Origin of the sequence: Sediminibacterium sp. (assembly GCF_051861365.1) — a bacterium.
In the GTDB taxonomy this organism is placed as follows: domain Bacteria; phylum Bacteroidota; class Bacteroidia; order Chitinophagales; family Chitinophagaceae; genus Sediminibacterium.
The window spans coordinates 14,507-38,522 of the sequence record NZ_JBHYCW010000003.1 but is presented as its reverse complement, the minus strand read 5'-3'; the positions used below and the strand labels follow the sequence as shown (position 1 = coordinate 38,522).

Here is a 24,016-nt window from a genome sequence, read left to right as displayed (position 1 = left end):
TAATAGCTTGTCAATTCTTTTGTAATAAATAATCCAGCTGAATTTCATTCAACTGATGATCTCTTTGTGTATCGGCATATTGCATTTGAATACCTAAAGCCTGATTCACCAATGTAGCCCATTCAATATAACTGATCTGCCCGTTTTTGTAGTTTAGATTGGCAGTCTGTATAATGATATTGGATTGTGGCAAGGCACTGTTTTTAAAATAAGTCAAGGATGAATTAAACTTATCTCTATGCTGTAATGCCTGTTGCAATTGAGTCTTTAAACGCAATGCAGCAATATCTGTATTTGCCCGATTCACCTTTTCCTGAACATTCGCTGCTTCTACCTTTGCTTTTTGTGCTTTATTGAAAAAAGGAATAGACATTCCCAAAGTCACTGAAGAAAAGCGATCTCCCGCTGTAAAGAAACGTTCCGATCTGTTTTTATATTCCATCCATCCCATTAATGACTGGTTATTATACCCAATCAGCCATTCTGGTTTCAGTTTTGCTTTAGCCAGCTGGGTTTCAGCCTCTGCCTGTTGCTCCTGAGCTTTGTAATATTGAAGTTCAGGATGTTGTTGTAACAAGGCTGTATCATATAACTGTTGATCCGTTACAAGCTCTTCAGCCGGAACAATAGAGATGGTATCTTGTAATAAAAGAGCGATTTCCAATTGAATGGCTTTAGTATCCGATAGATTCATCAACAATATTTGTCGATTTTGCATCACTTGATTATCCAATGTCGTTTTCTCTAACAAATTGGATTCTCCCTTTTCAAAACGAAGCTGGGCTACTCTTTGAAAGCTTCCATAAACACTATCGGCACGTTCTAGTATTTTTTTCTTTGCCATCAGGTATTGTAATTCCAGGTATAATTGACGGATCATTTTTTCCAATACCTGTTGTTGTATGACCGTATTCGCTTCAGCAGTATTCAAATAGCTATTTAATACCAACTCTTGTTTTCGATATACCATACCTGCTGAAAAAGGCTGTAAAATCGAAACACGAGAATCAAAATTGAAGCTGTTGTAATTACCCAATTCCGTGATCAACTGTGTTTTGGGAATATCCTTGGCAGTTCCTTTCAGTGCAGTATAATATTTTTCCTGAAGTTGACCCACTTTCAAGATGGGCGACTTTTCTTTCACCAATGCTAACAATTTTTCGAGTTTCATCGGTTGCGCCTGTAAAGACCATGTCGACAACATCATTACAATAACAAGTAAAGGTTTCATAGGTATTTGAATCTTTTTCTTTTCAAATAAAAGATACAAGGAAGGCAATACAAAAAGTGTGAGTAGTGTGGCAGATAATAATCCCCCAATTACAACCGTTGCTAATGGTCTTTGCACTTCCGCTCCTGCGCCGTTACTCAATGCCATTGGTAAAAATCCAAGTGATGCAACAGCAGCTGTCATAAGAACAGGTCTTAATCTCGTTTCTGTTGCTTGAGCTATCACTTCCGGTATGGATGAGGAATTATCTTCTGCTTTTAACCGATTCATTTCTGTGATCAAAACAATTCCATTCAATACAGCAACTCCAAACAATGCGATAAATCCGATTCCTGCAGAAATACTAAAAGGCATATCACGAATCCACAATGCAAATACCCCTCCAATAGCCGATAATGGAATAGCTGAAAAAATCAACAAACAGTATTTGAACTTCCTGAATGCAAAAAACAACATCACAAAAATGAGTAATAAAGCCGCAGGCACCGCTATGGCCAATCGTTTGGTGGCTTGTTGCAGATTTTCAAACTGACCTCCATAGGTAGCATAATAGCCTGCAGGTAATTGAACTTGCTTTTTTACTTTGGCTTGCAGCTCCTCCACAATTGACTGTACATCTCTCCCCCTAACATTAAAACCAATAGTGATCCGTCTTTGTGCATCTTCACGTTGTATTTGATAGGGGCCTTCCTCAATAGCTACACGAGCAAGTACATTAAGTGGCACTTGCTGTCCGGATGGCAGTTCTACCAACAAATCACCAAGCTCCTCTACATTGTTACGCTGCGATTCATTTAAGCGAATCACCAAATCAAATCGCCTGTCATTTTCGAAAATTTGTCCGGCAACACTGCCCGCATAAGCCGCCTGCACAGACCGATTCACATCTGTAATCGTCGCACCGTATCGAGCAATGGCTTCTCTGTTATAAGATATCACAAGCTGAGGAATACCTGTTACTGTTTCAACAAAAAGATCTTTGGCTCCTTCTACTGTTCCGATTACATCTCCTACCGCAGCTGCATATCTGGCCAAACTATCCAGATCATCCCCAAAAATTTTACAAACCACATCCTGTCTTGCCCCGGTCATCAACTCATTAAAACGCATTTGTACGGGATATTGGAAACCTGTAGTTACACCGGGAACCGATGCGACCCTTTCTCCCATTTTCTCCGCCAGTTCATCAAAGGTTTTAGCACTTGTCCATTCTTTTTTATCTTTCAATACAATGATCATATCGGCAGATTCGATAGGCATGGGATCTGATGGAATTTCTCCCGTTCCAACTTTGGTGACGATCTTCTCCACTTCAGGAAACTCTTTTAATAAAATCTTCACTGCTTTCTGACTCTCCTGCAAAGTGGTCGTAAGTGAAGATCCTGTAAGCACCCTTGTTTCTACAGCAAAATCACCTTCTTCCAACTTGGGTATGAATTCACCACCTAATGAGGATAGCACTACAACTGCTGCTGCAAACAATACCACTGCCGAACCAATAATAATACCGGGCGCTTTCATGGATTTATGCAATAGCGGTTTATACCATTGTTGTAAACTTTGCATCATCCGATCAGAAATATTTTCTTTATGACCTTGCTTTCTGCTTAAAAAGAAAGCGCTCATCATAGGAACATAGGTAAGCGATAAAATGAATGCCCCCAGTATAGCAAATGAAACCGTTTGTGCCATCGGTTTGAACATCTTTCCTTCAATTCCCTGTAGAGAAAGAATGGGGAGATAGACAATCAGGATAATGATTTGTCCGAATACAGCTGCATTCATCATTTTACCACTGGATTCTTCCACACTTCTATCCATCTGTTCTCGACTCAACTTGGTTCCCATCGCTACCCCATTCAACTTCGACATTTTATGCATGACGGCTTCTACAATAATCACTGCACCATCCACAAGGAGTCCAAAATCAAGTGCCCCCAAGCTCATCAGATTACCACTAACCCCAAATGCATTCATCATAATGATTGCAAACAACATCGAGAGCGGAATAACGGTTGCTACAATAAAGCCTGCTCTGAAATTTCCCAGAAACAACACCAATACAAACACAACAATCAATGCACCTTCCAGTAAATTGGTCTCTACCGTACCAATGGCATTATTCACCATTTTCGTTCGATCGAGAAAAGGATCAATCATCACACCCTCCGGGAGTGATGATTCTATTTGTTTGATCTTTTCTTTGATATTCCTAATGACTTTATTACTATTTTCCCCTTTCAACATCATTACCACCGCACCTGCAACTTCCCCATCTGTATTATAAGCCAATGCACCATAACGTGTTGCAGCGCCAAATTTCACCTCGGCTACATCTCTTATCAATACCGGAATACCATTGGATCTTTTGATAACAATCTGTTGAATGTCTTCAATCGTTTTAGCCAACCCTTCGGTACGAATAAATAAAACAGTAGGCCCTTTTTCAATATAGGCACCGCCGGTATTTTGATTATTATTTTGTAATGCATCATATACATCACTAATAGACACCCCCAAACTTCGAAGCTTATCTGTTCGGACAGAGACTTCGTATTGCTTTAATTGTCCACCAAAGCTGCTCACATCAGCAATACCTTCTGTTGCTAATAGCTGTTTTCTGATGATCCAATCTTGAATGGTTCTTAATTCTGTTTGAGAGAATTTTTGTTCATAACCCGGTTTGGGTCTAACTACATATTGAAAGATTTCTCCCAATCCTGTGCTTACAGGACCCAACTCGGGCACCCCCATTCCTTCCGGAATTTGTTGACGCACCTGAGCCAATCGTTCACTAATTTGGGTTCTTGCCCAATACACATCGGTTTGTTCATTGAATACAATGGTTACCAGGCTCAATCCAAATCTGGAAAAACTTCTTTGTTCTACGATACCCGGCACATTGCGTGTTGCCTGTTCTATAGGCACTGTGATGAATCGCTCTACATCCGGTGCTCCTAAACTAGGAGCGGTAGTAATGACCAATACCTGATTATTGGTAATATCCGGAACCGCATCAATAGGCAGTTTGGTGGTCTCGATAACACCCACTATCATGAGTGCCAGCACCATCAAACCTACTATCAGCTTATTCCTGATTGAGAAATGAATAATGGCATTTAACATGCGCTTGATTTTAACTTCTGATCAATTAAGATACACTTATCTCTATGAGATCTATTTTGCTATCGGTAAACGGCAAATGGTATCCCCTGTTCTAATACTATGTCTTCTAATATTTAAGAGATCCGGGGAGGTTGAAAGATATCTTCCGGAGAGATAAAAAATCGGGATGGATCATTCAATAAAGTAAACTCTTGTTCCACTTCATTGAAATCGATATGGATAATCTGTAATTTCTGAGGAGGTAAACTATTGGAAGCGATTACACAGCAATCGTCCATCGTCTTGAATGGTAAAGCCTCATCTCTGAGGTTATCAGTATCATCATTATCATTACCCAAGTAATGCATTTGAAGAAAAGTAAAGAGCGTTACAGAAGCATTACCTGCTTTATGTTCATAATAATGCTGAACCAAAACCGGTAACTTTAAAAGTTGACTGGCTTCTGTTGCTCCTAATAGATAGATGGCAGTAAATAATATGGCTACCGTTTTACGCACCGAATAAAGGTACATAAATCCGATAGCCATTGTATAGGTTTTTCAGACTATTTAAAAGCATTCAGGAAAAGCCACTCAAAACTCAACATCCAGCTTTTATCTGCCATTCGCATCATATCGCCACCTAACTGAAAACGATAACCCAGGTTCAATTTGGCTTGACTGTTAAAGATCAATTGTGCTGCCGGTGCGAGATCAACAAAATAGCGCTTCTTATCATAGGTACGCTGACCTAACAACTCTATATACAGGTTAAGATTGGTTTGTTCATAACTGGTATACTTCTTAGGGAACAATAAATATCCTGCTGACAAAGAATAATTGAATGCACGATAAGGAACCAGTTTAGGTCCGGGTGCATTTCTACCTTCCTGCAGAGATTCCGTCATACTCAAGGTTGTTGAGATGGCCAGTTTATGAAGTAATTGTGTTGCAATGATCCCAGCCTGAACTCCACTTTGATCGCCCTCCAAACTCAATTCATCATAAGGTGAGCGATTCCGACTTTTGGATGCTTCAGCGAAAGCTGCCAGTCTGAAATGACTGTACATACCATCAATCGTTAAAAAACGATATTTAGCATATGTCCGATAACTTTCTACTCGCACATTTTTGCTATACATGTCAGACAAGGTAACAGCGGCATGAACCATCAAATTTTTATTGACTCCAAACATGATTTCTGAAGTATGCCTGCTTTCAGTTCTACCAGACATGGCATTATTCAACCATTTTCCGGATTGCTTTACTCCGATAGATTTTGCCGGCATATTACTAGCAGGCTCTGTAAACACATACAGCTCTTGTGCAGGTAAGTAAATAGACAATAACAGTCCTGCTACAATTAATATTTGCTTCATAAAAGAATTTAAAATTGTAAAATCAATTAGAGAACAGCATGATATACACGCTTTCCTTCTGCAAAACCAGACACATAGGTTTTACCTGCAGAAGCACTGTATTTTTTAAACTCTTTGGCAGAAACAAAATTTTTATCGACGATGCTAAAAGTTTTTTCACCATTTAATAACTGATCATTTCCATTGATGAATTGAATCATCTTACCATCTACTTCAATCTGGGATCCCTTTTTTGCTTTTACCCCATTGAATACTGATGTAACTTGTAATTGTGCAACAGAAAATCCCGCATCCACAACAGCGCGACTTAATGCATCAAAATCAACACCCATGCCCGTTTTGAAAACGATCTCATATGTTGACTTTTGAATGTCTACATTTATTTTTTCTACAAAAGCAATAGAAGATAAAGACTTATAGACTGCTTTAGAGCACATAGCACAAGTAAGCCCACTCGCACGCAGGTTTGCTTTTGTGAACTGGGCATTCGCAAGTAATCCAAAAGATATAAATAATAAGAATAAAATCTTTTTCATATAAAATGATGTTTATGGTAGCAAGGATATGCCACTACTTTTCATAGTGACATATCCGCTCATGATAAAAATTATGTGTTTCGATTATTTGGTTTTAGCGCAACAATCTTTGCTGTCTTTTGCACATTTGTCGGTGCAGCAATCTTTATCTGACTTACATTCTTTATCACTGCAACAAGCCTTATCATGCTTTACTGTTTCTGTATTGCCTTTACGTTCATATTTACAGCACTCATGAAGATTGTTATAAGCATCATTATTAGCAGTTAGATCCTTGGTGTCGTAGCCTGCAGCAGCTATCTTCTCCTGAATTTTTGCATTCGATGTTTTAGCAGCAGCATACTTTACTTTGAGGATTTTGGTGTCTTCATTCCACAACGCAAAAGTGGCACCACCTGATTTAGCTGCTTTTTCAATGGTAGACTTACACATACCACAGTTACCCCAAACTTTGATCTCCTCTGATTTTACAGCCGGAGATTTGGTTTGTGCAATAGCAAAAATTGAAATGAAAGAAAATAATATGCTTAAAAAAATAGATTGTGTTTTCATGATAATAAAATTTAAATGATTGGAATCTGAAATAATCAATAAAATAAAAAGAGTATGCTAATCACTGACTAGCATAAAAGTCCATTACAGGAAATGGTATCAGATTCTGAAAACACAGTTAAGAAGGTATGTATCTTGTTCAGATAATAATGGCGGACCATGTATATCTGTATAGATTTTTATACTGGTATTGTATAAAGGAGCTTCCAGTTGACTCAAGGAGCGAGATACTAAAGCTACCGGGGTTTGTATATCATAAGAGGCAGAAGAAGCTTTGTGGGTATCGGCCAACTTCACCATCGTAAATTCTGTATTGCAACAGCCTTTTGATGAAGTTTCTTTTTTGGACATTCCGCAAATACAACGCTCTTCAGGAACTTGATTGACCTGGATATTGCTGACTTCACCCATACAATAATGTACACTCATTACCATTCCACTGCTAACAGTGAAATAGATCAATGCAATTATGGATACGAGTACGCGTTTCATTACATGACAAAATTAAGTAAGAAGCGATGAATATCGGCTATTTTTTTGTTAAATGACTAGTTGATAAAGTTCCACCAAATGCCTACCCTGGTCCAGAGTCCTAAAGATGGATAAACGGATGAAACCATATTCAACTTACTGAATTCGAAGCCTTTACTAGTATTGAGTGTATTCAGGTTTTCAAACCGAACAAAGCCTTTAAAGCTCTTTATTCTGAAATGCAGGAATAAATTGATATCCGGACGATTTGAGATGGTTTCCGTATTCTGGTAAAAATAACGTCCTATAAAAGGAGAATAGCCATCTGCCTTATATGGGGTGTAATAACGAATTTCCAATCCTGTTGATAAAAAAAGATTGGTAAAAAAATTACCTTCAAATGCAATCCGATTTCGTGTGAGTAATGAAGGGATATTAACCGGAGCCTGACCGGTCTTTTGTTGAACATGTACTTCAGTATACCAATTCCAATAGCGAGATAATTTGAATTTCTTCTCCAGACTTACATGAAACACATTGAATAATGTAGCTTCTTGTTTTGTATGAAAAAAACTATCGAAATAAGTGTAGTTATTCACCACATAATAGTTCCCGGAAATTTTTAACCCATTTTTGGGGTTCTCATAATTCGCAAAAAGACGTACTATATTTTCTTTGCCGAAATTGGTACGGTTATCTATGGGAAAGCGACTAAGCGGATCAAAAATGAATGATGGAGATCGATTTACATTGTGAAAACCTACATTCAAGTATCCCAATTTCTTCCCTAATAGTCTTTTCATACTGATCCAAGCTTCATAATCACCGGCATTCCATCCATTCAAATACAGTTCACCCCTTGCTTCAATATCCCAGACCTGATTCTTTGTGCGATTACGATATTCACCCAAGGCATATATATTATAAGTGCTCTTCCGAAATATAGAATCAAACCGACCACTTAGATTCTGTAATGCAATTCCTGCTTTTATAAACTGGCTTTGGTTATTCTTATCAGGAAATGTTAGCATGCTGAACTGATTGATAATACTAGTCCAACGGTCGTTGTAACCAATATTTACTCTATCAGGTACCTTACGATTAAAATATTGTTCATATCGCAAAGAATCAACTGCATTATCTATGAACTGATAACTATTGGTTGAATACCGTAGCGTATGTTCCAAACGAAATCTTGGATAAAAGATCTTATAGGTAGTAGAATCAGTAACTAAAGAATCCTTTTTACCAAAATCATAAAAATGTCTGATGAATAGTGTAGACTCTTTATAGATATTGCCTGTACTTACTGCAGTATTAAAAGGATTTCGACTGGCTGCACCTGACCTACCAAGCCTTGTTTCCAGTTCATAAGGATCATTCAAGGATAAACTATCTAGTCTTTTTACATTCTGCAAACCTCCATTCTCAGAAGATGCTGCTTTATTGGAAAGGAAAATAAAGTAGAGTCCATATTTTCTATTCGGAGATTTATACTGAGACGTGAACCTGAAATTATTATGACTAGCATTTTGATTTTTCACGTTGCCGGGTGCATTACTGAAACGGTATTCCAATGAAAAATTGAAATTGTCTTTTCGATTCTGTGTATGCAGCACATTGATCAATTGCTCTGCTTTGCTACCCAGCAAATAAGACAATTCTGTATATGGACGAGTAGTCTGATAAAACTTTGTCTGCTGAATGGTAAATTGGTAAATATCAAACGCATGAAATCCGGCATCAAAACCAGCCTGCATAAAAGGTGTAAATAAAAGCGACTGTGCAGCAGTTCCGTAATTCCCTAAAGACTGGTATTGATATGGTAATGGAAATCGCGTATAAAAGTCATTGATAGAGGAATCAATCGTTCTGTTACGTGTAGAATCAAAATAACGATAGAAGATCGTGATAGAGTCGGCCAAACTATTACGCGTCTTCAAAGAGTCATTACCTCCTGAATTGCGCATAGGTCTACCATTACGGTCATACGCAATAGCATTACCCTGTGTAGATGATTGATTACCCAAATTACGTGTACGAAGAGTACCAGTCTGCGCATGCAGCATATAGCTCATGAGTAAAAAAAGTAAACCAAAAAAAGGTCTTTTCACTAAACGCATGTGGTAGAATCTACTGCAAAATAAGGGTAAAGCCTGCTTGCAGGTAAGTTAAAACTATCAAATAAATCAATCATAGTGTTTGGATCAGCTCTCTGAACAGCAAGGTTAGTTTTGGTTCTGCATCGGTAGCCGCTTGCAATACCTCTTCATGAGTAATGGTATTTTCTTCCTCACGAATACCCAGGTCAGTAATGACACTCATGGCAAAAACCTTCATGCCGCAATGAACCGCTGTAATAGTTTCTTGTACAGTACTCATACCAACAGCATCACCTCCTAACACATTTATTAATTTATATTCCGCTCTTGTTTCAAATGTTGGACCCGTTACCCCCGTGTATACGCCTTCATGCACATGGATATTATTCTTACGAGCTATTTCTTTGACAATATGGATCAATGCTTTGTTATAGGGCTCACTCATATCAGGGAAACGTGTACCGATCGCATCTTCATTTTTACCCAATAACGGATTTACGGTAAAAAAGCTGATATGGTCTTTAATAATCATTAAATCCCCAACATGAAATGCAGGATTCACACCTCCGGCTGCATTGGATAGTAATAAAGTGTCTACACCTAACATACGCATCACCCTTACAGGGTAAGCTACCTGCATGGGAGTATATCCTTCATAAAAATGAAAACGACCACCCATCACCCACACTTTCTTACCACCCAGCTCTCCAAAAATGAGTTTACCCTTGTGACCTTCAACTGTACTCACAGGAAAGTGTGGAATATCATGATAAGCGATTTCAAATTCCGGGATGATTTCATTGGCCAGATTACCCAACCCACTCCCCAGAATAATTCCTATACTAGCGCTACCTGAGACTTTTTCACGAATAAAAGCACTTGTTTCTTGCAACTGTTGCATCACCAATGACATAGCTATTAATTTAAGGAGCAAATATAACCAAAGCTATAAGCATACGTGCATTCTACGGGTAGATACATAAAAAAACCATCCCGCTTTAGGCGGGATGGTTCATAAGGTTAAGATGTATACTTGAATTAGTTGATACGCTTAACATTAACGGCGTTAGGTCCTTTACGACCTTCTTGCACGTCGAAGATAACTTTATCGTTTGCTTCGATCTGATCGATCAGACCGTTAGCATGTACGAAAGTTTCTTTGCTGGAGTTATCATGCTTAATAAAACCAAAACCTTTTTCCTCGTTGAAGAACTTTACAGTTCCCTGAATTTGTGTGTCCATTTGTAAATTTGTAAATTGTAAATTAAGAGTGCAAATGTACGCCTAAAAAACTGCCCCACCAATTAAATGAAGTCTTCAACGACTGATGATTCCATTTTTGATAGCAATAAAAGCAATCTAATACACTAACAATCAGTACATAGCAGCTTTTTACCATTCATCCTTCTCTTTTGAGAATGATCTGTTAAATCGAATGAGTCATTTAACTTAGCGAGTATTCAAATACATCTATATGCTACAAAAATTCATTGTATCCCTTTTACTAATTGCCGGCATGTTCGATGGCATTGCGCAAAAAATCAGCTATAAAGTTGCTTTCCCGAATGCAGTACATCATGAAGCAAAAATTAGTTTGACTGTAACAGGTATTGCACAAAAAACGGCTGTCTTCAAAATGAGCCGTTCTTCCCCTGGCAGATATGCAACACATGAATTTGGTAAAAATGTATACGATGTTATAGCTTCAGATTTACAGGGAAATAAACTAACGATCCAACGAATAGATGGAGATGTATTTGAGGTATCGGATCATAAAGGCGCTATTACTGTTACTTATACTTTATTTGCGAATCATGCAGATGGTACTTATGCGGGTATTGATCCTGAAAGTATTCACTTCAATATGCCGGCAGCTTTTATGTGGATCAAAGGATATGATCGAGTACCGATTGAAATCAGTTTTGATCTCCCGGCAGAAAATAAAGGCATCGTAGCAACACAATTATTTCCCACGGATCGTCCTCATACTTTTACTGCACCCGGACTGCAATACTTTATGGATAGTCCTACTAAAATAGGTGACCTCATTATTCGTGAATGGAAAGTATCCAATGCAGATGGCAAGTCTTATACCATTCGTATTGCCTTGGAAGCCGATGCCAGCAATGAGCAGGTTGATGAACTGACAGAAAAAACCAAAAAAATTGTAGCAGAAGCAAAAGCAGTTTTTGGAGAATACCCGGTTTATGAAACCGGTCGATATACTTTTATCATGAGCGCTAACAGCTATGTACAAGGAGATGGAATGGAACACAGAAATTCGACTATGATCTCTCAGCCCACTGCTACTTTCAATCCTGCGTTTCTGTATGGCGTTACATCACATGAATTTTTTCATAACTGGAATGTGGAGCGTATCAGACCAAAAACATTAGAGCCCTTCAATTTTGAGAAAAGTAATATGAGCCATGAGCTATGGTTTGCTGAGGGATTTACGCAGTATTATGGTGAGTTATTATTAGCCAGAGCCGGAATCAACTCACCTCAACGTTTTATCGGAACAGTCAATTCGCTTGTGAACACAAAAACAAACTCCCCGGGTGCTGTTTATTATTCTCCCGTTGATGCAAGTAATCATGCTGTATTTGTTGATGCATCTGTGTCCATCGATAAAAATAACTATGGAAATATGTTTACCTCCTACTATACTTATGGTGCCGCTATTGCACTGGCACTGGATTTAGAGTTGCAGACTGAATTTGGTAAAACGCTAGATGACTATATGAAAGTAATGTGGAAGAATCATGGTAAACAGGAAATACCCTATACACTTTCTACCATGCAACAAAATTTGGCGGCTATCAGCAATCCAATTTTTGCCGATAAATTTTTCAAAAAATATATTACCGGACATGAACCCATCAATTATGCAGCATTACTAGCGAAAGCAGGATACATCGTTAAAAAATCAAACGAAGGAAAAGCAGTGTCAGGACTGAATCTCAAAACCAATGAAAGAGATAGCAAACTTGTGATCGCCTCAACCACTACCAGAGGAACGGCTGCTTATGAAGCAGGTTTAGATATCAATGACGAGATTCTGCAAATTGATGAAACTCCAATGAAAACCCCGGCAGATGTCAACAACTATATGCTAAATAAAAAGCCGGGAGATATCGTTAAAGTTACTTATAAACACCGCGGTAAGGAGAAAACAACATCTTTGACGCTGAAGGAAAATAGTAGCTTATCGATAGTAGATATAAGTACTACAGGACAAACCATTACTAACGACATGAAAAAGATCAGAGATAGTTGGTTCACTTCGAAAACAAACTTGTAATTTAATAGTCGCTTCATTAATCAAAGTACAAATGAGAAAAGTATTATTGCTGTTTATTGGCTACTGTTTCATAACCACAACATTTGCACAAACACCGGAACAAAAATTGCAATCGTTGGGTATTGTCTTACCAGCTCCAACCAATCCTATTGCCAACTATGTTAAGTTTGTACGTACCGGTAATCTCATTTTCCTATCCGGCCATGGACCTGCCAATGCAGATGGCAAGTATACTACCGGTAAGTTGGGAAAAGAACTTTCCATAGAAGAAGGTTATAATGCAGCTAAGTTGACTGGTATCAATTTATTGTCAACACTTAAGGCTGCTGTTGGGGATCTTTCGAAAGTAAAAAGAATCGTAAAAGTATTGGGAATGGTTAATAGCACTGAGCAGTTCACCGATCAACCAAAAGTGATTAATGGTTTTTCAGATTTGATGGTAGCCATATTTGGCGATAAAGGTAAACATGCTAGAAGTGCAGTGGGTATAGCATCACTACCAATGAATATGGCCGTTGAAATTGAAATGATTGTTGAAGTTGAAAATTAATCAGTTATTTTTTTTGTGTGCAAAGCTTTATAAGCGTAATAAGTACTTGCCATCATTAATACAGCACCTAAAAAGAATGCGGCGCCCGGAAAATAAACGGGCGCTTCTTTATGTGTAAAATATGCAAAGAGATTTGTCATTAAGGGTGGCCCAATGATAGAAGTAGCACTCATTAAACTGGTCAGTGCTCCTTGTAATTCCCCTTGTTCATTGGGTGGAACATGACCTGATATAATAGATTGCAAGGCCGGACCTGCAATACCACCCAAACAATAAGGAATTAAAAAAACAAACATCATCCATCCTTCGGTAGCAAATGCAAATAGTAATAAACCAAGTGCATATAATCCCAATCCCACATAAACACTTTTCTCATTGCCAATTCGCGGATTGATGACACGAACGAGTCCACCTTGTACGCCGCCCACCAATAATCCCACAATCCCTAAAGAGATACCGATCATTTTAGGACTCCATCCGAAACGTTCAATATTAAAAAAGCTCCAATTACTTTGCACAGCATGTCCGGCAATATAAATCAGGACCATGGAGATGATCAATCCCGCTACTGCAGGATATTTTTTTAGCTGTAATAAAGATCCGACCGGATTGGCTCTTCTCCATTCAAAATTTCTCCTGTTTTCTTTTGATAAAGATTCAGGCAAAACAAAATAGCCATAGGCACAGTTCAGTAATGCTAAACCAGCGGCAACAAAAAACGGGACACGAGCACCTAACTCACCCAATAACCCTCCAATCATAGGTCCGAGGATAAAGCCTAGTCCAAAAGCAGCGCCTATCATCCCGAAGTTCTGTGCACGATTTTCAGGGGTACTAATATCAGCGATATAAGCTGAAGCAGTTGTAAAACTGGCGCCTGTAATTCCGGCGATAATTCTTCCAATAAATAACCATCCGATAGAAGGAGCAAATGAAAGAAAAAGATAATCAATTCCAAATCCTAATAGTGATAGAAGTAATACAGGTCGACGACCGTATTTATCACTTAGATTACCCAAAACGGGTGCAAAAAGAAATTGTACAAATGCATAAGCAAAAGTAAGCCACCCACCATACTGAGAAGCCTTACTAATATCTGAAGTTTGTAAAAGATCTTCAATCAATTTTGGCATTACCGGGATAATAAGTCCCAGTCCGGTTACATCAATCAACAGCGTGATAAAAATAAATCCAATTGCAGCTTTACGGTTTTGCATACTTGCTCATTTGAAAAGGGCCTTTGCAAAGTTGCCGTATTCCTGTGAAGATTGAGCAAATAACTGGGATTTGGGCATAAAAAAAGAGGAGCCCGAAAGCTCCCCTTAACCCTTGCTCTTGAAAACCTACTTCTTGAGTTCGATCACACCTATATGAGTATTCTTAGGTGCTTCAACTTTAATATTATTAATGGTAGTGTCCTTATAATTATTCGAAGCATTAATGTATAAGGAGTAAGTACCGTCTTTTAATCCCCTCATTTTAAATTCCCCGTTTTTATTCGGCAAGGCATAAGCTGTATCGGTACTATTAAACAGTGTCAATACTGCTTTTGCATCCTCAGGTTTTACTTTACCGGAAACACTCGCTGTTTTTTTCTCAATAAAGATGTGGAAGATGGGTTTCAGGTAAAACTTATTATTGTTTACGACTATTACAGATCTGCTGATATCAAAGTCAAGCCATAAACGTATTCTACCGGGCAGGTACTCTTCACATTCATTTCCTTTCAATTTAATCAGGATATAATTGGGCTTATTCTCCGGCCAGTAAAGCGGATAAGTTACACTATCCTTTACCACTGAGTTTTGTGTTCCAATCTCAATTCTAATTAAACGGATAGCACCCTTAGGAATATCTGTAGCTGCTAATAGCGTATCAACTCCATTACGCAAATTCAAAATATCATATACACCTGCACGAATATTTAGATTTGTCCATACTAGACCTGAATCTTTTCTATTTCCTAATGTAGACCCAATATAAGCACCTAAGCGATCCCAATTACAGGTATCATTTTTACGAGTATCTTTTGTTGTATCTACCAATACCTTAACAGCTTTGATGTCTACGAATACCTGATCAAAAAAACCAGGACCATCGGTCATATACAAACTAAGATTTTGTTTTCCTGCGGGCGCTTGCGCAGATTCAGATTTTTGACAAGATGTGATGGTAAATGCAATGGCAAATAACATCAGGGTTCCGAGTAATGCTTGTTTTGTTTTCATGTGTGCTTGTTTTTAGCGTAGCATTCAATCATCGGCACTTTTTTATCTTTTTTTGATTAGAGACAAAAAGAATGCCTAATGTGTACTAAGGTTTTGTTAAAGGATATTTTATAGCTAAGTGTTGACATAAGACGTCTATTTACCGACTGGCATCATTTTTCTCAATAAAAGTTTTGGATAAATAAGTCGGCTTATCACCGGCTTGTAACAACGCTATCTAATCAAGCATATGACCGAATTCCTTTATTAGATAGCGAAAAACTCATTAACTTGGTCTTCATCAAATGAGTTACATGAAAAAGATACCAGCTTTAGTTATTGCGTTGCTTCTGATTCAAAAAATTTTTTCGCAAGGACTTTCCGATACAGAAATCAAGATCATCAATTGGGTAAAATCAAACCGGATAAGCGCTGAAAAATTATTAGAAGAGACGGTTAATATTAATAGTGGCACATTTAATATTCCCGGTGTCAAAAAAACAGGTGAAGTTTTTAGCAGGGAATTAAAAAAAGCCGGCTTACAAACTGAATGGGTACTATTACCCGATTCATTAAAAAGAGCCGGACACTTGGTAGCTTCCAGAAAAGGAAACAAAGGAAAAAAAATCTTCATTATCGGACATCTGGATACCGTTTTTGAACCGGATATGCCTTTTACACCCTATACCAAAATCAATGATTCAACAGCTACAGGACAAGGTGTAAATGATATGAAGGGGGGTGATGTGGTGGTGGTCATGGCATTACAGGCATTGGAATCTTTGGGTTTATTAGAAAATACTTCTATTGTAGTCTATTTTACCGGGGATGAAGAAGAGTCAGGTAAACCTACCAGTATTAGTCGCGCCGATTTTATCGAAAGAGCAAAAGCTGCTGATGTGGCTCTTGGATTTGAAACGGCACAAGGTAGGAATACAATTGCTATTGGTAGACGTGGTTTTAGCAGTTGGAAATTAGAAGTAAACGCAAAAACCGGGCATTCAGCCGGTGTTTTTGGTCAAGGTTCGGGTTATGGAGCCATTTTTGAATCAGCGCGTATTTTGAATGCATTTCGAGAAAATTTATCCAATGAAAAATACCTGACTTTCAATCCCGGTATCATTGCAGGTGGATCAGAAATGCAATATGATCACAAACAAATAAAAGCATCTGTATTGGGCAAGACCAATATTATTTCACCTGCAGTAGTTGTAGAAGGTGACCTTCGTTTTTTAACCGAGCAACAAAGAGAAAATGCCCGTGAAAAAATGCGAGCGATTGTTTCAAAAGAAAATTTAAACGGCACAAAGGCTAAAATTTCATTCACAGATGGTATTCCGGCCATGGAACCTACCAAAGGCAATAATATATTGAGATTATGGGTGGATAAGGTTTCGCGAGATATGGGCTTAGGACCGGCTAATGCCGGCGACCCTGGTTCAAGGGGTGCCGGAGATATTTCTTATGTAGCAAAATATGTAGACTGTATTGATGGATTGGGTGCTTCTGGCAAAGGGGCGCATGCTGTTGGCGAGACCATCAATCTCAACGATCTACCGCTTTTAATACAACGTGCTGCAATATTAATTTATCGTCTCACACAAACTCAATAATTACATATGAATAAGAAATGGATATTGATTTATTTGATCTTATTAACTTTTACAGGCTATACACAATCGAAAAGAGACTTTTATCTGATCAGAGTGTACCACTGCAAAAATGATGACCAATTAATCAGAACAGAAACATTTATTGAAAAAGCTTGGAAGCCTGCTGCCAAAAGATATGGTATTACTAAAATTGGAGTATTCAAGCCCATCACCAATGATACTGCAGTGATGAAAAAGTTATACCTGTTGATTCCGGCTCCTTCGACAGATCATTTTTATCAACTTGAGGATCGCATGATGGGTGATGCTAGATTTCAGGGAGATGGTGCCGAATATATACAGACTAAACATGATCATCCAACCTACGAACGCTTTGAAACAATTGTATTACGGGCATTTACTGATATGCCTTATTTAGCTACCCCTACTTTAAAAAATCCTGCTCCCATGCGGGTCTATGAATTGAGAAGCTATGAATCAGCTTCAGAAAAAATCTATCGGAAGAAAGTTGAGATGTTCAATGAAGGAGGCGAGATCAAACTATTCAAGCGGTTGAACTTTAATGCCGTTTTTTATGGTGAAGTATTGAGCGGTACTCGAATGCCCAATCTGATGTACATGACCAGTTTTGAAAATATGAATGACCGGAACGAGCATTGGAAAAGTTTTGTTGTAGATTCGGAATGGAAAAGACTCTCTTCTATGCCTGAATATCAAAATACAGTCAGTAAAATTGATATTGTGTTTTTAACACCCACACCGTATTCTGATCTTTAAATAAGATGAGGCTGTATCAAAAGTCCGATACAGCCTCTTTTTATTCGGGTACCTGATGGAGAAAGTTTTCATTTAGGCGATTCTCAAAGCCTTCTTTTTACTTTTGAGACTTCCTCATCCTTTCATTTTTATTGGCAATTATTGTATTGTTCGATCAGTTTGGTTAACTGGGTGTAATCAAATTGTCCCGATTTAATATTGTTGATCACAGTACTGCAATCAGCACATGCATTCGTGATCACATCATTAAAGTTCTTTTTTGATAACCAATTCAGTTTATCATCTTTTTTTAACTGAAGATAATAGTCTCCTGATTTTCCTTCTGCGGTAGATACAGTTACCATTTCAGCACCATTGTATAAAAGTTTACCACTGTTATCAGTAACGCGGATATAGAGTAGCGCTTTATTACCGCTTGTAACTACTTTATAAAAATCATTTGCGTAAGAAACGTATCGGATCCCATTGATCGAAAATTCTGACAGATCAGCCGGTGAATACAATTTCTTACTACCGGAAGCATTGGTGAATAAAATATTCCCTTTTTTCTGTAACTGGTCTTTGATGGTTCCTTCCAGTACTTCATTAGAAGCAGTGACAACTGATCCTTTGGTATCTGTTTGTGCAGACATGAACAACGGTAACATGCCAAATAGGATAGCGATGTAAACGGATGCTTTTTTCATGGTTTTGATTTTAGTTTATTAATTACTTACTAATAAGTAAGTTTTGAATATAAAAAAATTTATCCTTTAAGTTGACGAATGATCGCCCGCTTTATTGTATCATAATCTTTTTTCCCGGTGATTCTAGCCAATTGAACGCCTGCAGCAAGATTCGTCATAACGAGTAATGTTTGGGTTTTAGCTGTTTCACTGAACTGAAATTCCCCCGAACGTTTGCCCGATGCTAGGGTTTCCTCTACCATTTTCAAGACCATCGTCACAAGTTGATGTACTTTTTCTTTTACAGATTCAGGTAAGGTATTGTAATCTGATGCAATAGAACCGATGATACATATACTGTTAGCATCCACCAAAATAGAATATCGTTCAATGAATTTTTCCATTGCAAATGTTGCACTGGCATTCAATTGAACCAACTGCTTCTTCAACAATTGATACTGATCAATGTATTGATCCAGTACTTCTGCCAGTAAGTCTTCCTTACCCCTGAAATGATAATGAACCGCCGCATTTTTGATCTGTAATTGTTCTGATATATCTGCATAACTAAATGCATTATATCCATGACTCTTGATCAACTGGGTTCCAATGCGAACGATCTCTTCGCGAGTATCTGTATGTCTGGCAGCCATGAACTAAAGTTAAGAATAACTGACTAAATAGTAAGTTTTTGTCTATAAAAATGATGAACGGTGAAAGCTTATTGTTGTTTCTTTTCCTTTAGGTGTTGCATGAAACTTACGAAATTATACCCAAGATACAGGGCATCAATCACTTGCGCAATTCGCTCGGCTTGTAATGAGGCTGATTTCACCGCCACCACCCATTTACTGTAATAATTCCGCTGGGATAGAGGCAACTGCTCAAAGAATGCTTTTGCTTTTGGTTCATCTGCCAAACAAACAGCTAAAACAGGAGGTACTTCGGGCTGCGCATGGTCTACTCCTAATGAAACATTGACCATGGCCCCCTTTCGTTTACCGATGGCTTTGCGCATTTGAGCATTGACCGGCAGAATAAAAGATCCATCACCCATTGGCATCACCGCAACAGCTTTGATGGCATGTGCATCGATTTTTCCTTTCACACGAAAGGTCTTGCGACTTCCCTGAGTTAAGACTTCGGCAATATCTTGGGGAATAAGAATATATGTCCATCCGGATTTCTCGCCTTTCTCGTCAAATTGTTGAAGTGAGGTTGTGAAGCGGGTCATAGCACTTACAAAATACAAAAGAAGCTGGTAATTAGATTGATGGGTTACGGCAAATAGTCAATAGTCGATAGTCCATGGTAAAAAAAAGAGGCTGTATCAATACTTTGATATAGCCTCTTTTCATTAGTCCTCATTTCTAAATACCACTACCCCATCAAATGCATCAATCAATACTTTTTGTGATTTATCAATCTCGCCTGCTAGGATTTTTTTACTCAGTGCATTAACGATCTGTTTTTGTATCAACCGTTTCAATGGTCTTGCTCCCATTTGAGGGTCATATCCTTGTTCACTCAAAAATTCTAATAAATACTCGCTAAACTCTAATCGAATTCCGGTTTCAGCAACCATCTTCTTTAATCCATCCAACTGTATTTTCACAATACCCATGATTTGCTTCTTCATCAATGGACTAAACATAATGATCTCATCCACACGATTCAAAAATTCGGGTCTAATTGTTTTACGCAACAGATCCATAACCTCATGTTTAGCGCGTTCAGTTGCCTCTGCAATATTTTCCTCTTGAACAGCATCAAAAGCATCTTGTATCAGATGACTCCCGATATTACTAGTCATGATGATGATGGTATTTTTGAAATTCACGGTTCTTCCTTTATTATCTGTTAAATGTCCATCATCCAATACCTGCAACAATACATTCCAAACATCCGGATGCGCTTTCTCAATCTCATCCAGCAACACTACACTATAAGGTTTTCGTCTTACAGCTTCCGTTAATTGTCCACCTTCATCATATCCCACATAACCCGGAGGAGCACCTACCAATCGTGATACCGTATGTTTCTCTTGATACTCACTCATATCAATTCTTGTCATCAGGTGTTCATCATCAAATAAATAGGCTGCCAATGCTTTTGCCAATTCTGTTTTACCGACACCGGTAGTACCTAGAAATATAAATGATCCAATAGGTTTACGCGGATCCTGCAATCCAGCCCTACTTCTTCTTACCGCATCGGCTACTGCAGTTATCGCTTCCTCTTGTCCAACTACACGTTGATGTAACTCCTCTTCAAGGTGCAATAATTTTTCTCTTTCACTTTGCATCATCTTAGCCACGGGAATACCGGTAGCTTTTGCAATATTCTCCGCAATATCTTCTGCATCTACTTCTTCTTTCATTAATCGTCGACCTTGTTCACCTAGTTGATTCAGTTGTTCCGTATAATCAGTAATCACCGCTTCCTGTTCTTTGATCTTACCATAACGTATTTCTGCTACTTTACCATAGTCTCCATTTCTTTCTGCTTGCTCTGCTTCCAGTTTCAAGGTTTCAATACCTGCTTTTGCTTGTTGAATTTTATCTACGATCTCTTTTTCATTTTTCCACTTAGCTTTAAGGGTATCTCTTTGTACACTCAGGTTACTAATTTCAATATTGAGTTCTTTTAGTTTTTCTTCATCATCTTCTCGCTTAATGGCCTCTCGTTCAATCTCTAGTTGACGAATTTGTCTTTCAAGTGTGTCCAACTCCTCGGGCATGGAATTCATTTCCAGTCGAAGTTTGGCTGCACTTTCATCGATAAGATCAATGGCTTTATCAGGAAGAAAACGATCCGTGATATAACGATTGGATAATTCTACAGCTGCTATGATCGCTTCATCCTTAATACGAACATGGTGGTGTGTTTCGTAACGATCTTTTAACCCACGAAGAATAGAAATAGCATCTTCAATACCGGGTTCTTCAATCATCACTTTTTGGAAACGACGTTCCAATGCTTTATCCTTCTCAAAATATTTCTGGTATTCATTTAAAGTAGTGGCTCCTATGGCTCTCAACTCTCCACGAGCTAGTGCTGGTTTTAAGATATTGGCAGCATCCATTGCTCCTTCTCCGCCCCCTGCTCCAACCAATGTATGGATTTCATCAATAAACAATATAATCTCTCCATCACTCGCTGCCACTTCTTTGACAACCCCTTTTAATCTTTCTTCAAATTCTCCTTTGTATTTAGCACCGGCGATCAACTGCCCCATATCCAATGTAAAGATGATCTTAGACTTTAAATTTTCGGGTACATCACCATTGATGATCCTCATCGCCAGCCCTTCCGCTATAGCAGTCTTACCCACGCCGGGCTCACCTACTAAAATTGGATTGTTTTTACTTCTACGTGATAAGATATGCAGTGTTCTTCTGATTTCTTCATCGCGCCCAATCACAGGATCTAATTTTCCTTGTCTTGCCGCCTCATTCAGATTACGGGCATATTTATTCAACACATTGAATTGTGTTTCCTGTGTTTGTGATTGAATACTCTCACCTTTGCGCAAGTCTTTAATCGCTATTTTCAAACCTTTTTCAGTAAGACCCGCATCTTTAAGTGTTTTAGCTGTATTATCATTGATCTGAAGTAAAGCCAACATCAAATGTTCTGGGCTAATGAATTCATCGCCGAATTCTTTTAACAGCGCATTTGCTTTCAAAAAAACGGTATTGAGATCACGGCTGATGGTTTGTGCAGGTTCTCCTGATTGATTTTTGGGTAACCGTGCAAACGCTTCTTCCAGCTTTGTTTCTAAAAGCGTAATGGCGACATTATTTTTTTTTAATAAAAAAGCAATTGGGCTTTCTTTATCGGCGATCAATGCTTTTAGTAAATGTTCCGTTTCGATAGACGAGTGATTGGCATTGAAAGCCAGCTGTTGAGCAGCTTGAATAGTTTCCTGAGCCTTTATAGTATAGTTGTTAACGTTCATATGCGTGTATTTGTTATAATTAAATGGTATTTGGAAGAAATTTGATCTGCCTTCACAAATGAATTCCTAATTTGTACACAAAAACTGTTCTACTATTTTTTTTAGCGAATAAAACCATGAAATTCTGAAATTATGTCTGTAAAATCTTATTATTCCTGCATGAAAGTCAGTCTAGCACTGTGTTTTATGCTATTCTTACAGTTTGCACATGCCCAATATGATTTTAGTGCTTTAGATAGTAAACTAGAGGCTTCTAAAAAAGAACTGGCGGGACATATTGTGGCGATGATTTATAAAGATGGTAAAGTGATTTATCAGAAAGCCATTGGTACAGATTTTAATGCGAAGGTACAGGCACCTATTGCCAGTGCCAGTAAATGGTTGACAGCTGCATTGGTAATGGTATATGTAGATGAAGGGAGAATTGCCTTAGATGATAAGGTCAGTAAATATCTTCCCATATTCACCAAGTATTCAAAAGGTTATATTACGATCAAGGATTGTTTAGCTCATTTAACAGGAATAGAATCCGATCCTATCCGTAATCTGAAAGAGATGTTGAATCGAAAAAAATATTCCAACTTGGAGGAAGAGATCAATGATTTTGCATCTACCAGAGAAATCATTTCCAATCCCGGATTGGAGTTCAGATACAGTAATATTGGTTTAAATATCGCGGCCAAAGTTCTTGAAATCGTTACCAAAAGAAGCTTTGAGCAACTCATGGCAGAAAAGATCACAAGACCTTTGCAAATGCGTAATACTAGCTTTGCCAGTTTCAATGCAGTAAACCCATCAGGTGGTGCACAATCAAGTGCGGGAGATTATATGACTTTTCTAGCCATGATTTTAAATAAAGGAGTTCATAACGGTAAAAGAATCTTGAGTGAGAAAGCTATTGAGCAGATGGAAACAGTTTATACAACCACGAATATGATTAAATATGCACCCAAAGCTGCAGAAGGTTTTCAATATGGGTTTGGACAATGGATCATGACCACAGATGAGAATGGGAAAGGTACTTCTATGACTTCTCCAGGATTATTCGGCACATGGCCAATGATTGATCGATGCAGGGGTTATGCATGTATATTTTTTACTAAAGGATCACTCGGAGAAGAGAAAAAACAATTGTATCTTACTATGAAGGATATCATTGATGGAATTCTTCCTTCTACATGTAAATGACCCAATCTATGTATGAAAATAAACGAGAGCCACTTGCATCCAAACCGCTTTTCTATAGAAGAGTGGTTAAGAATCTTGTATTCGCATTGAGTGTATTGGCAATTTGTTTATTAACAGGGGTATTAGGCTATCATTATACAGCCGATATTGAATGGCTGGATGCTTTTCACAATGCGTCTATGATTTTATCTGGTATGGGACCTGTAGTGGAGATTGAAACAATAGGTGGAAAATGGTTCTCTTCTTTCTATGCCATATTTAGTGGAGTAGCATTTATTACAAATATCGGAATTGTGCTGGCACCTTTAGCACACAGGTTTTTTCATATTTTACATTTGGAAGAAGATTTTTAGCTTGCACAGGGCTTAAGCCCTGT

21 protein-coding genes are annotated in these 24,016 nt (G+C 38.1%); 6 read left to right on the top strand and 15 right to left on the bottom strand.

The genetic code is table 11. From position 1 onward, the window contains the following. Window positions 1–10 precede the first annotated feature (10 nt). From ACTIEV_RS01845 to ACTIEV_RS01805, 9 genes are all read right to left on the bottom strand, one after another. A complete protein-coding gene (locus tag ACTIEV_RS01845) occupies window positions 11–4,357 on the bottom strand; it encodes a CusA/CzcA family heavy metal efflux RND transporter (RefSeq protein ID WP_439515955.1) in 4,347 nt (1,448 codons plus the stop codon). A gap of 113 nt (window positions 4,358–4,470) precedes the next feature. Beyond that, on the bottom strand, window positions 4,471–4,884 hold the full coding sequence (locus ACTIEV_RS01840; RefSeq protein ID WP_439515954.1) for a hypothetical protein: 414 nt from the start codon (window positions 4,882–4,884) through the stop codon (window positions 4,471–4,473). 17 nt (window positions 4,885–4,901) lie between these two features. Next, window positions 4,902–5,714 carry a hypothetical protein gene (locus ACTIEV_RS01835; RefSeq protein WP_439515953.1) on the bottom strand — a complete coding sequence of 271 codons (813 nt, stop codon included), beginning with the start codon at window positions 5,712–5,714 and terminating at the stop codon, window positions 4,902–4,904. Window positions 5,715–5,740: 26 nt separating this feature from the next. After that, window positions 5,741–6,250: a heavy-metal-associated domain-containing protein gene (locus ACTIEV_RS01830; RefSeq protein WP_439515952.1), complete on the bottom strand. Its 510-nt coding sequence runs from the start codon at window positions 6,248–6,250 to the stop codon at window positions 5,741–5,743. Between the two features lie 84 nt (window positions 6,251–6,334). After that, window positions 6,335–6,802, bottom strand: a complete 468-nt coding sequence (locus ACTIEV_RS01825) for a heavy-metal-associated domain-containing protein (protein WP_439515951.1) — start codon at window positions 6,800–6,802, stop codon at window positions 6,335–6,337. Window positions 6,803–6,901: 99 nt separating this feature from the next. Further along, window positions 6,902–7,294 (bottom strand): HYC_CC_PP family protein, encoded by a 393-nt coding sequence (locus ACTIEV_RS01820; protein WP_439515950.1) that lies wholly within the window; start codon window positions 7,292–7,294, stop codon window positions 6,902–6,904. A 56-nt stretch (window positions 7,295–7,350) separates the two neighbouring features. Further along, window positions 7,351–9,396: a putative porin gene (locus ACTIEV_RS01815; protein WP_439515949.1), complete on the bottom strand. Its 2,046-nt coding sequence runs from the start codon at window positions 9,394–9,396 to the stop codon at window positions 7,351–7,353. A gap of 70 nt (window positions 9,397–9,466) precedes the next feature. Next, the gene (locus ACTIEV_RS01810; protein WP_439515948.1) at window positions 9,467–10,288 is read right to left on the bottom strand and encodes a purine-nucleoside phosphorylase; all 822 of its coding nucleotides are present in this window, start codon (window positions 10,286–10,288) and stop codon (window positions 9,467–9,469) included. Window positions 10,289–10,413: 125 nt separating this feature from the next. Beyond that, a complete protein-coding gene (locus tag ACTIEV_RS01805; RefSeq protein ID WP_178887176.1) occupies window positions 10,414–10,617 on the bottom strand; it encodes a cold-shock protein in 204 nt (67 codons plus the stop codon). A gap of 232 nt (window positions 10,618–10,849) precedes the next feature. Here ACTIEV_RS01805 and ACTIEV_RS01800 point away from each other — a divergent pair, with 232 nt between their 5' ends. Together ACTIEV_RS01800 and ACTIEV_RS01795 are read left to right on the top strand one after the other, a co-directional pair. Continuing rightward, complete coding sequence (locus ACTIEV_RS01800; protein ID WP_439515947.1) at window positions 10,850–12,679, top strand: M61 family metallopeptidase; 1,830 nt, start codon at window positions 10,850–10,852, stop codon at window positions 12,677–12,679. A 31-nt stretch (window positions 12,680–12,710) separates the two neighbouring features. After that, window positions 12,711–13,229 (top strand): RidA family protein, encoded by a 519-nt coding sequence (locus ACTIEV_RS01795; protein WP_322197174.1) that lies wholly within the window; start codon window positions 12,711–12,713, stop codon window positions 13,227–13,229. On the opposite strand, the gene ACTIEV_RS01790 is transcribed toward ACTIEV_RS01795, so the two are convergent. Then, window positions 13,226–14,446 (bottom strand): TCR/Tet family MFS transporter, encoded by a 1,221-nt coding sequence (locus ACTIEV_RS01790; protein WP_322197175.1) that lies wholly within the window; start codon window positions 14,444–14,446, stop codon window positions 13,226–13,228. The two genes, ACTIEV_RS01795 and ACTIEV_RS01790, sit on opposite strands and share 4 nt — an antisense overlap. 126 nt (window positions 14,447–14,572) lie before the next feature. After that, window positions 14,573–15,457: a DUF4382 domain-containing protein gene (locus ACTIEV_RS01785; RefSeq protein WP_322197176.1), complete on the bottom strand. Its 885-nt coding sequence runs from the start codon at window positions 15,455–15,457 to the stop codon at window positions 14,573–14,575. A gap of 293 nt (window positions 15,458–15,750) precedes the next feature. Here ACTIEV_RS01785 and ACTIEV_RS01780 point away from each other — a divergent pair, with 293 nt between their 5' ends. Further along, complete coding sequence (locus ACTIEV_RS01780) at window positions 15,751–17,049, top strand: M20/M25/M40 family metallo-hydrolase (RefSeq protein ID WP_322197177.1); 1,299 nt, start codon at window positions 15,751–15,753, stop codon at window positions 17,047–17,049. Between the two features lie 6 nt (window positions 17,050–17,055). Then, the gene (locus tag ACTIEV_RS01775) at window positions 17,056–17,826 is read left to right on the top strand and encodes an NIPSNAP family protein (RefSeq protein ID WP_322197178.1); all 771 of its coding nucleotides are present in this window, start codon (window positions 17,056–17,058) and stop codon (window positions 17,824–17,826) included. 128 nt (window positions 17,827–17,954) lie between these two features. Here the strand turns inward: ACTIEV_RS01775 and ACTIEV_RS01770 are convergent, their stop codons facing one another. The 4 genes from ACTIEV_RS01770 to clpB form a co-directional block, all read right to left on the bottom strand. After that, entirely contained in the window at window positions 17,955–18,512 is a 558-nt protein-coding gene (locus ACTIEV_RS01770) for a hypothetical protein (protein WP_322197179.1), read from the bottom strand. 59 nt (window positions 18,513–18,571) lie between these two features. Then, on the bottom strand, window positions 18,572–19,144 hold the full coding sequence (locus ACTIEV_RS01765) for a TetR/AcrR family transcriptional regulator (protein ID WP_322197180.1): 573 nt from the start codon (window positions 19,142–19,144) through the stop codon (window positions 18,572–18,574). 68 nt (window positions 19,145–19,212) lie between these two features. After that, window positions 19,213–19,725: a YdeI/OmpD-associated family protein gene (locus tag ACTIEV_RS01760; RefSeq protein ID WP_322197181.1), complete on the bottom strand. Its 513-nt coding sequence runs from the start codon at window positions 19,723–19,725 to the stop codon at window positions 19,213–19,215. A gap of 123 nt (window positions 19,726–19,848) precedes the next feature. After that, window positions 19,849–22,452, bottom strand: a complete 2,604-nt coding sequence (gene clpB, locus ACTIEV_RS01755) for an ATP-dependent chaperone ClpB (protein ID WP_322197182.1) — start codon at window positions 22,450–22,452, stop codon at window positions 19,849–19,851. Between the two features lie 159 nt (window positions 22,453–22,611). Between clpB and ACTIEV_RS01750 the strand changes: the two genes are divergently transcribed. Then, the gene (locus ACTIEV_RS01750; protein ID WP_322197183.1) at window positions 22,612–23,640 is read left to right on the top strand and encodes a serine hydrolase domain-containing protein; all 1,029 of its coding nucleotides are present in this window, start codon (window positions 22,612–22,614) and stop codon (window positions 23,638–23,640) included. An 8-nt stretch (window positions 23,641–23,648) separates the two neighbouring features. Next, on the top strand, window positions 23,649–23,993 hold the full coding sequence (locus ACTIEV_RS01745) for a hypothetical protein (RefSeq protein WP_322197184.1): 345 nt from the start codon (window positions 23,649–23,651) through the stop codon (window positions 23,991–23,993). The last annotated feature ends 23 nt before the right edge of the window (window positions 23,994–24,016 follow it).

What these genes read in the sequence shown, in the direction of transcription:
- ACTIEV_RS01820 (WP_439515950.1), bottom strand. Translation starts at nt 7,294, where the DNA reads ATGAAACGCGTACTCGTATCCATAATTGCATTGATCTATTTCACTGTT.
- ACTIEV_RS01800 (WP_439515947.1), top strand. Translation starts at nt 10,850, where the DNA reads ATGCTACAAAAATTCATTGTATCCCTTTTACTAATTGCCGGCATGTTC.
- ACTIEV_RS01760 (WP_322197181.1), bottom strand. Translation starts at nt 19,725, where the DNA reads ATGACCCGCTTCACAACCTCACTTCAACAATTTGACGAGAAAGGCGAG.
- ACTIEV_RS01810 (WP_439515948.1), bottom strand. Translation starts at nt 10,288, where the DNA reads ATGTCATTGGTGATGCAACAGTTGCAAGAAACAAGTGCTTTTATTCGT.
- ACTIEV_RS01785 (WP_322197176.1), bottom strand. Translation starts at nt 15,457, where the DNA reads ATGAAAACAAAACAAGCATTACTCGGAACCCTGATGTTATTTGCCATT.
- ACTIEV_RS01780 (WP_322197177.1), top strand. Translation starts at nt 15,751, where the DNA reads ATGAAAAAGATACCAGCTTTAGTTATTGCGTTGCTTCTGATTCAAAAA.
- ACTIEV_RS01790 (WP_322197175.1), bottom strand. Translation starts at nt 14,446, where the DNA reads ATGCAAAACCGTAAAGCTGCAATTGGATTTATTTTTATCACGCTGTTG.
- ACTIEV_RS01765 (WP_322197180.1), bottom strand. Translation starts at nt 19,144, where the DNA reads ATGGCTGCCAGACATACAGATACTCGCGAAGAGATCGTTCGCATTGGA.
- ACTIEV_RS01745 (WP_322197184.1), top strand. Translation starts at nt 23,649, where the DNA reads ATGTATGAAAATAAACGAGAGCCACTTGCATCCAAACCGCTTTTCTAT.
- ACTIEV_RS01835 (WP_439515953.1), bottom strand. Translation starts at nt 5,714, where the DNA reads ATGAAGCAAATATTAATTGTAGCAGGACTGTTATTGTCTATTTACTTA.
- clpB (WP_322197182.1), bottom strand. Translation starts at nt 22,452, where the DNA reads ATGAACGTTAACAACTATACTATAAAGGCTCAGGAAACTATTCAAGCT.
- ACTIEV_RS01845 (WP_439515955.1), bottom strand. Translation starts at nt 4,357, where the DNA reads ATGTTAAATGCCATTATTCATTTCTCAATCAGGAATAAGCTGATAGTA.
- ACTIEV_RS01770 (WP_322197179.1), bottom strand. Translation starts at nt 18,512, where the DNA reads ATGAAAAAAGCATCCGTTTACATCGCTATCCTATTTGGCATGTTACCG.
- ACTIEV_RS01805 (WP_178887176.1), bottom strand. Translation starts at nt 10,617, where the DNA reads ATGGACACACAAATTCAGGGAACTGTAAAGTTCTTCAACGAGGAAAAA.
- ACTIEV_RS01775 (WP_322197178.1), top strand. Translation starts at nt 17,056, where the DNA reads ATGAATAAGAAATGGATATTGATTTATTTGATCTTATTAACTTTTACA.
- ACTIEV_RS01825 (WP_439515951.1), bottom strand. Translation starts at nt 6,802, where the DNA reads ATGAAAACACAATCTATTTTTTTAAGCATATTATTTTCTTTCATTTCA.
- ACTIEV_RS01840 (WP_439515954.1), bottom strand. Translation starts at nt 4,884, where the DNA reads ATGGCTATCGGATTTATGTACCTTTATTCGGTGCGTAAAACGGTAGCC.
- ACTIEV_RS01815 (WP_439515949.1), bottom strand. Translation starts at nt 9,396, where the DNA reads ATGCGTTTAGTGAAAAGACCTTTTTTTGGTTTACTTTTTTTACTCATG.
- ACTIEV_RS01750 (WP_322197183.1), top strand. Translation starts at nt 22,612, where the DNA reads ATGAAAGTCAGTCTAGCACTGTGTTTTATGCTATTCTTACAGTTTGCA.
- ACTIEV_RS01795 (WP_322197174.1), top strand. Translation starts at nt 12,711, where the DNA reads ATGAGAAAAGTATTATTGCTGTTTATTGGCTACTGTTTCATAACCACA.
- ACTIEV_RS01830 (WP_439515952.1), bottom strand. Translation starts at nt 6,250, where the DNA reads ATGAAAAAGATTTTATTCTTATTATTTATATCTTTTGGATTACTTGCG.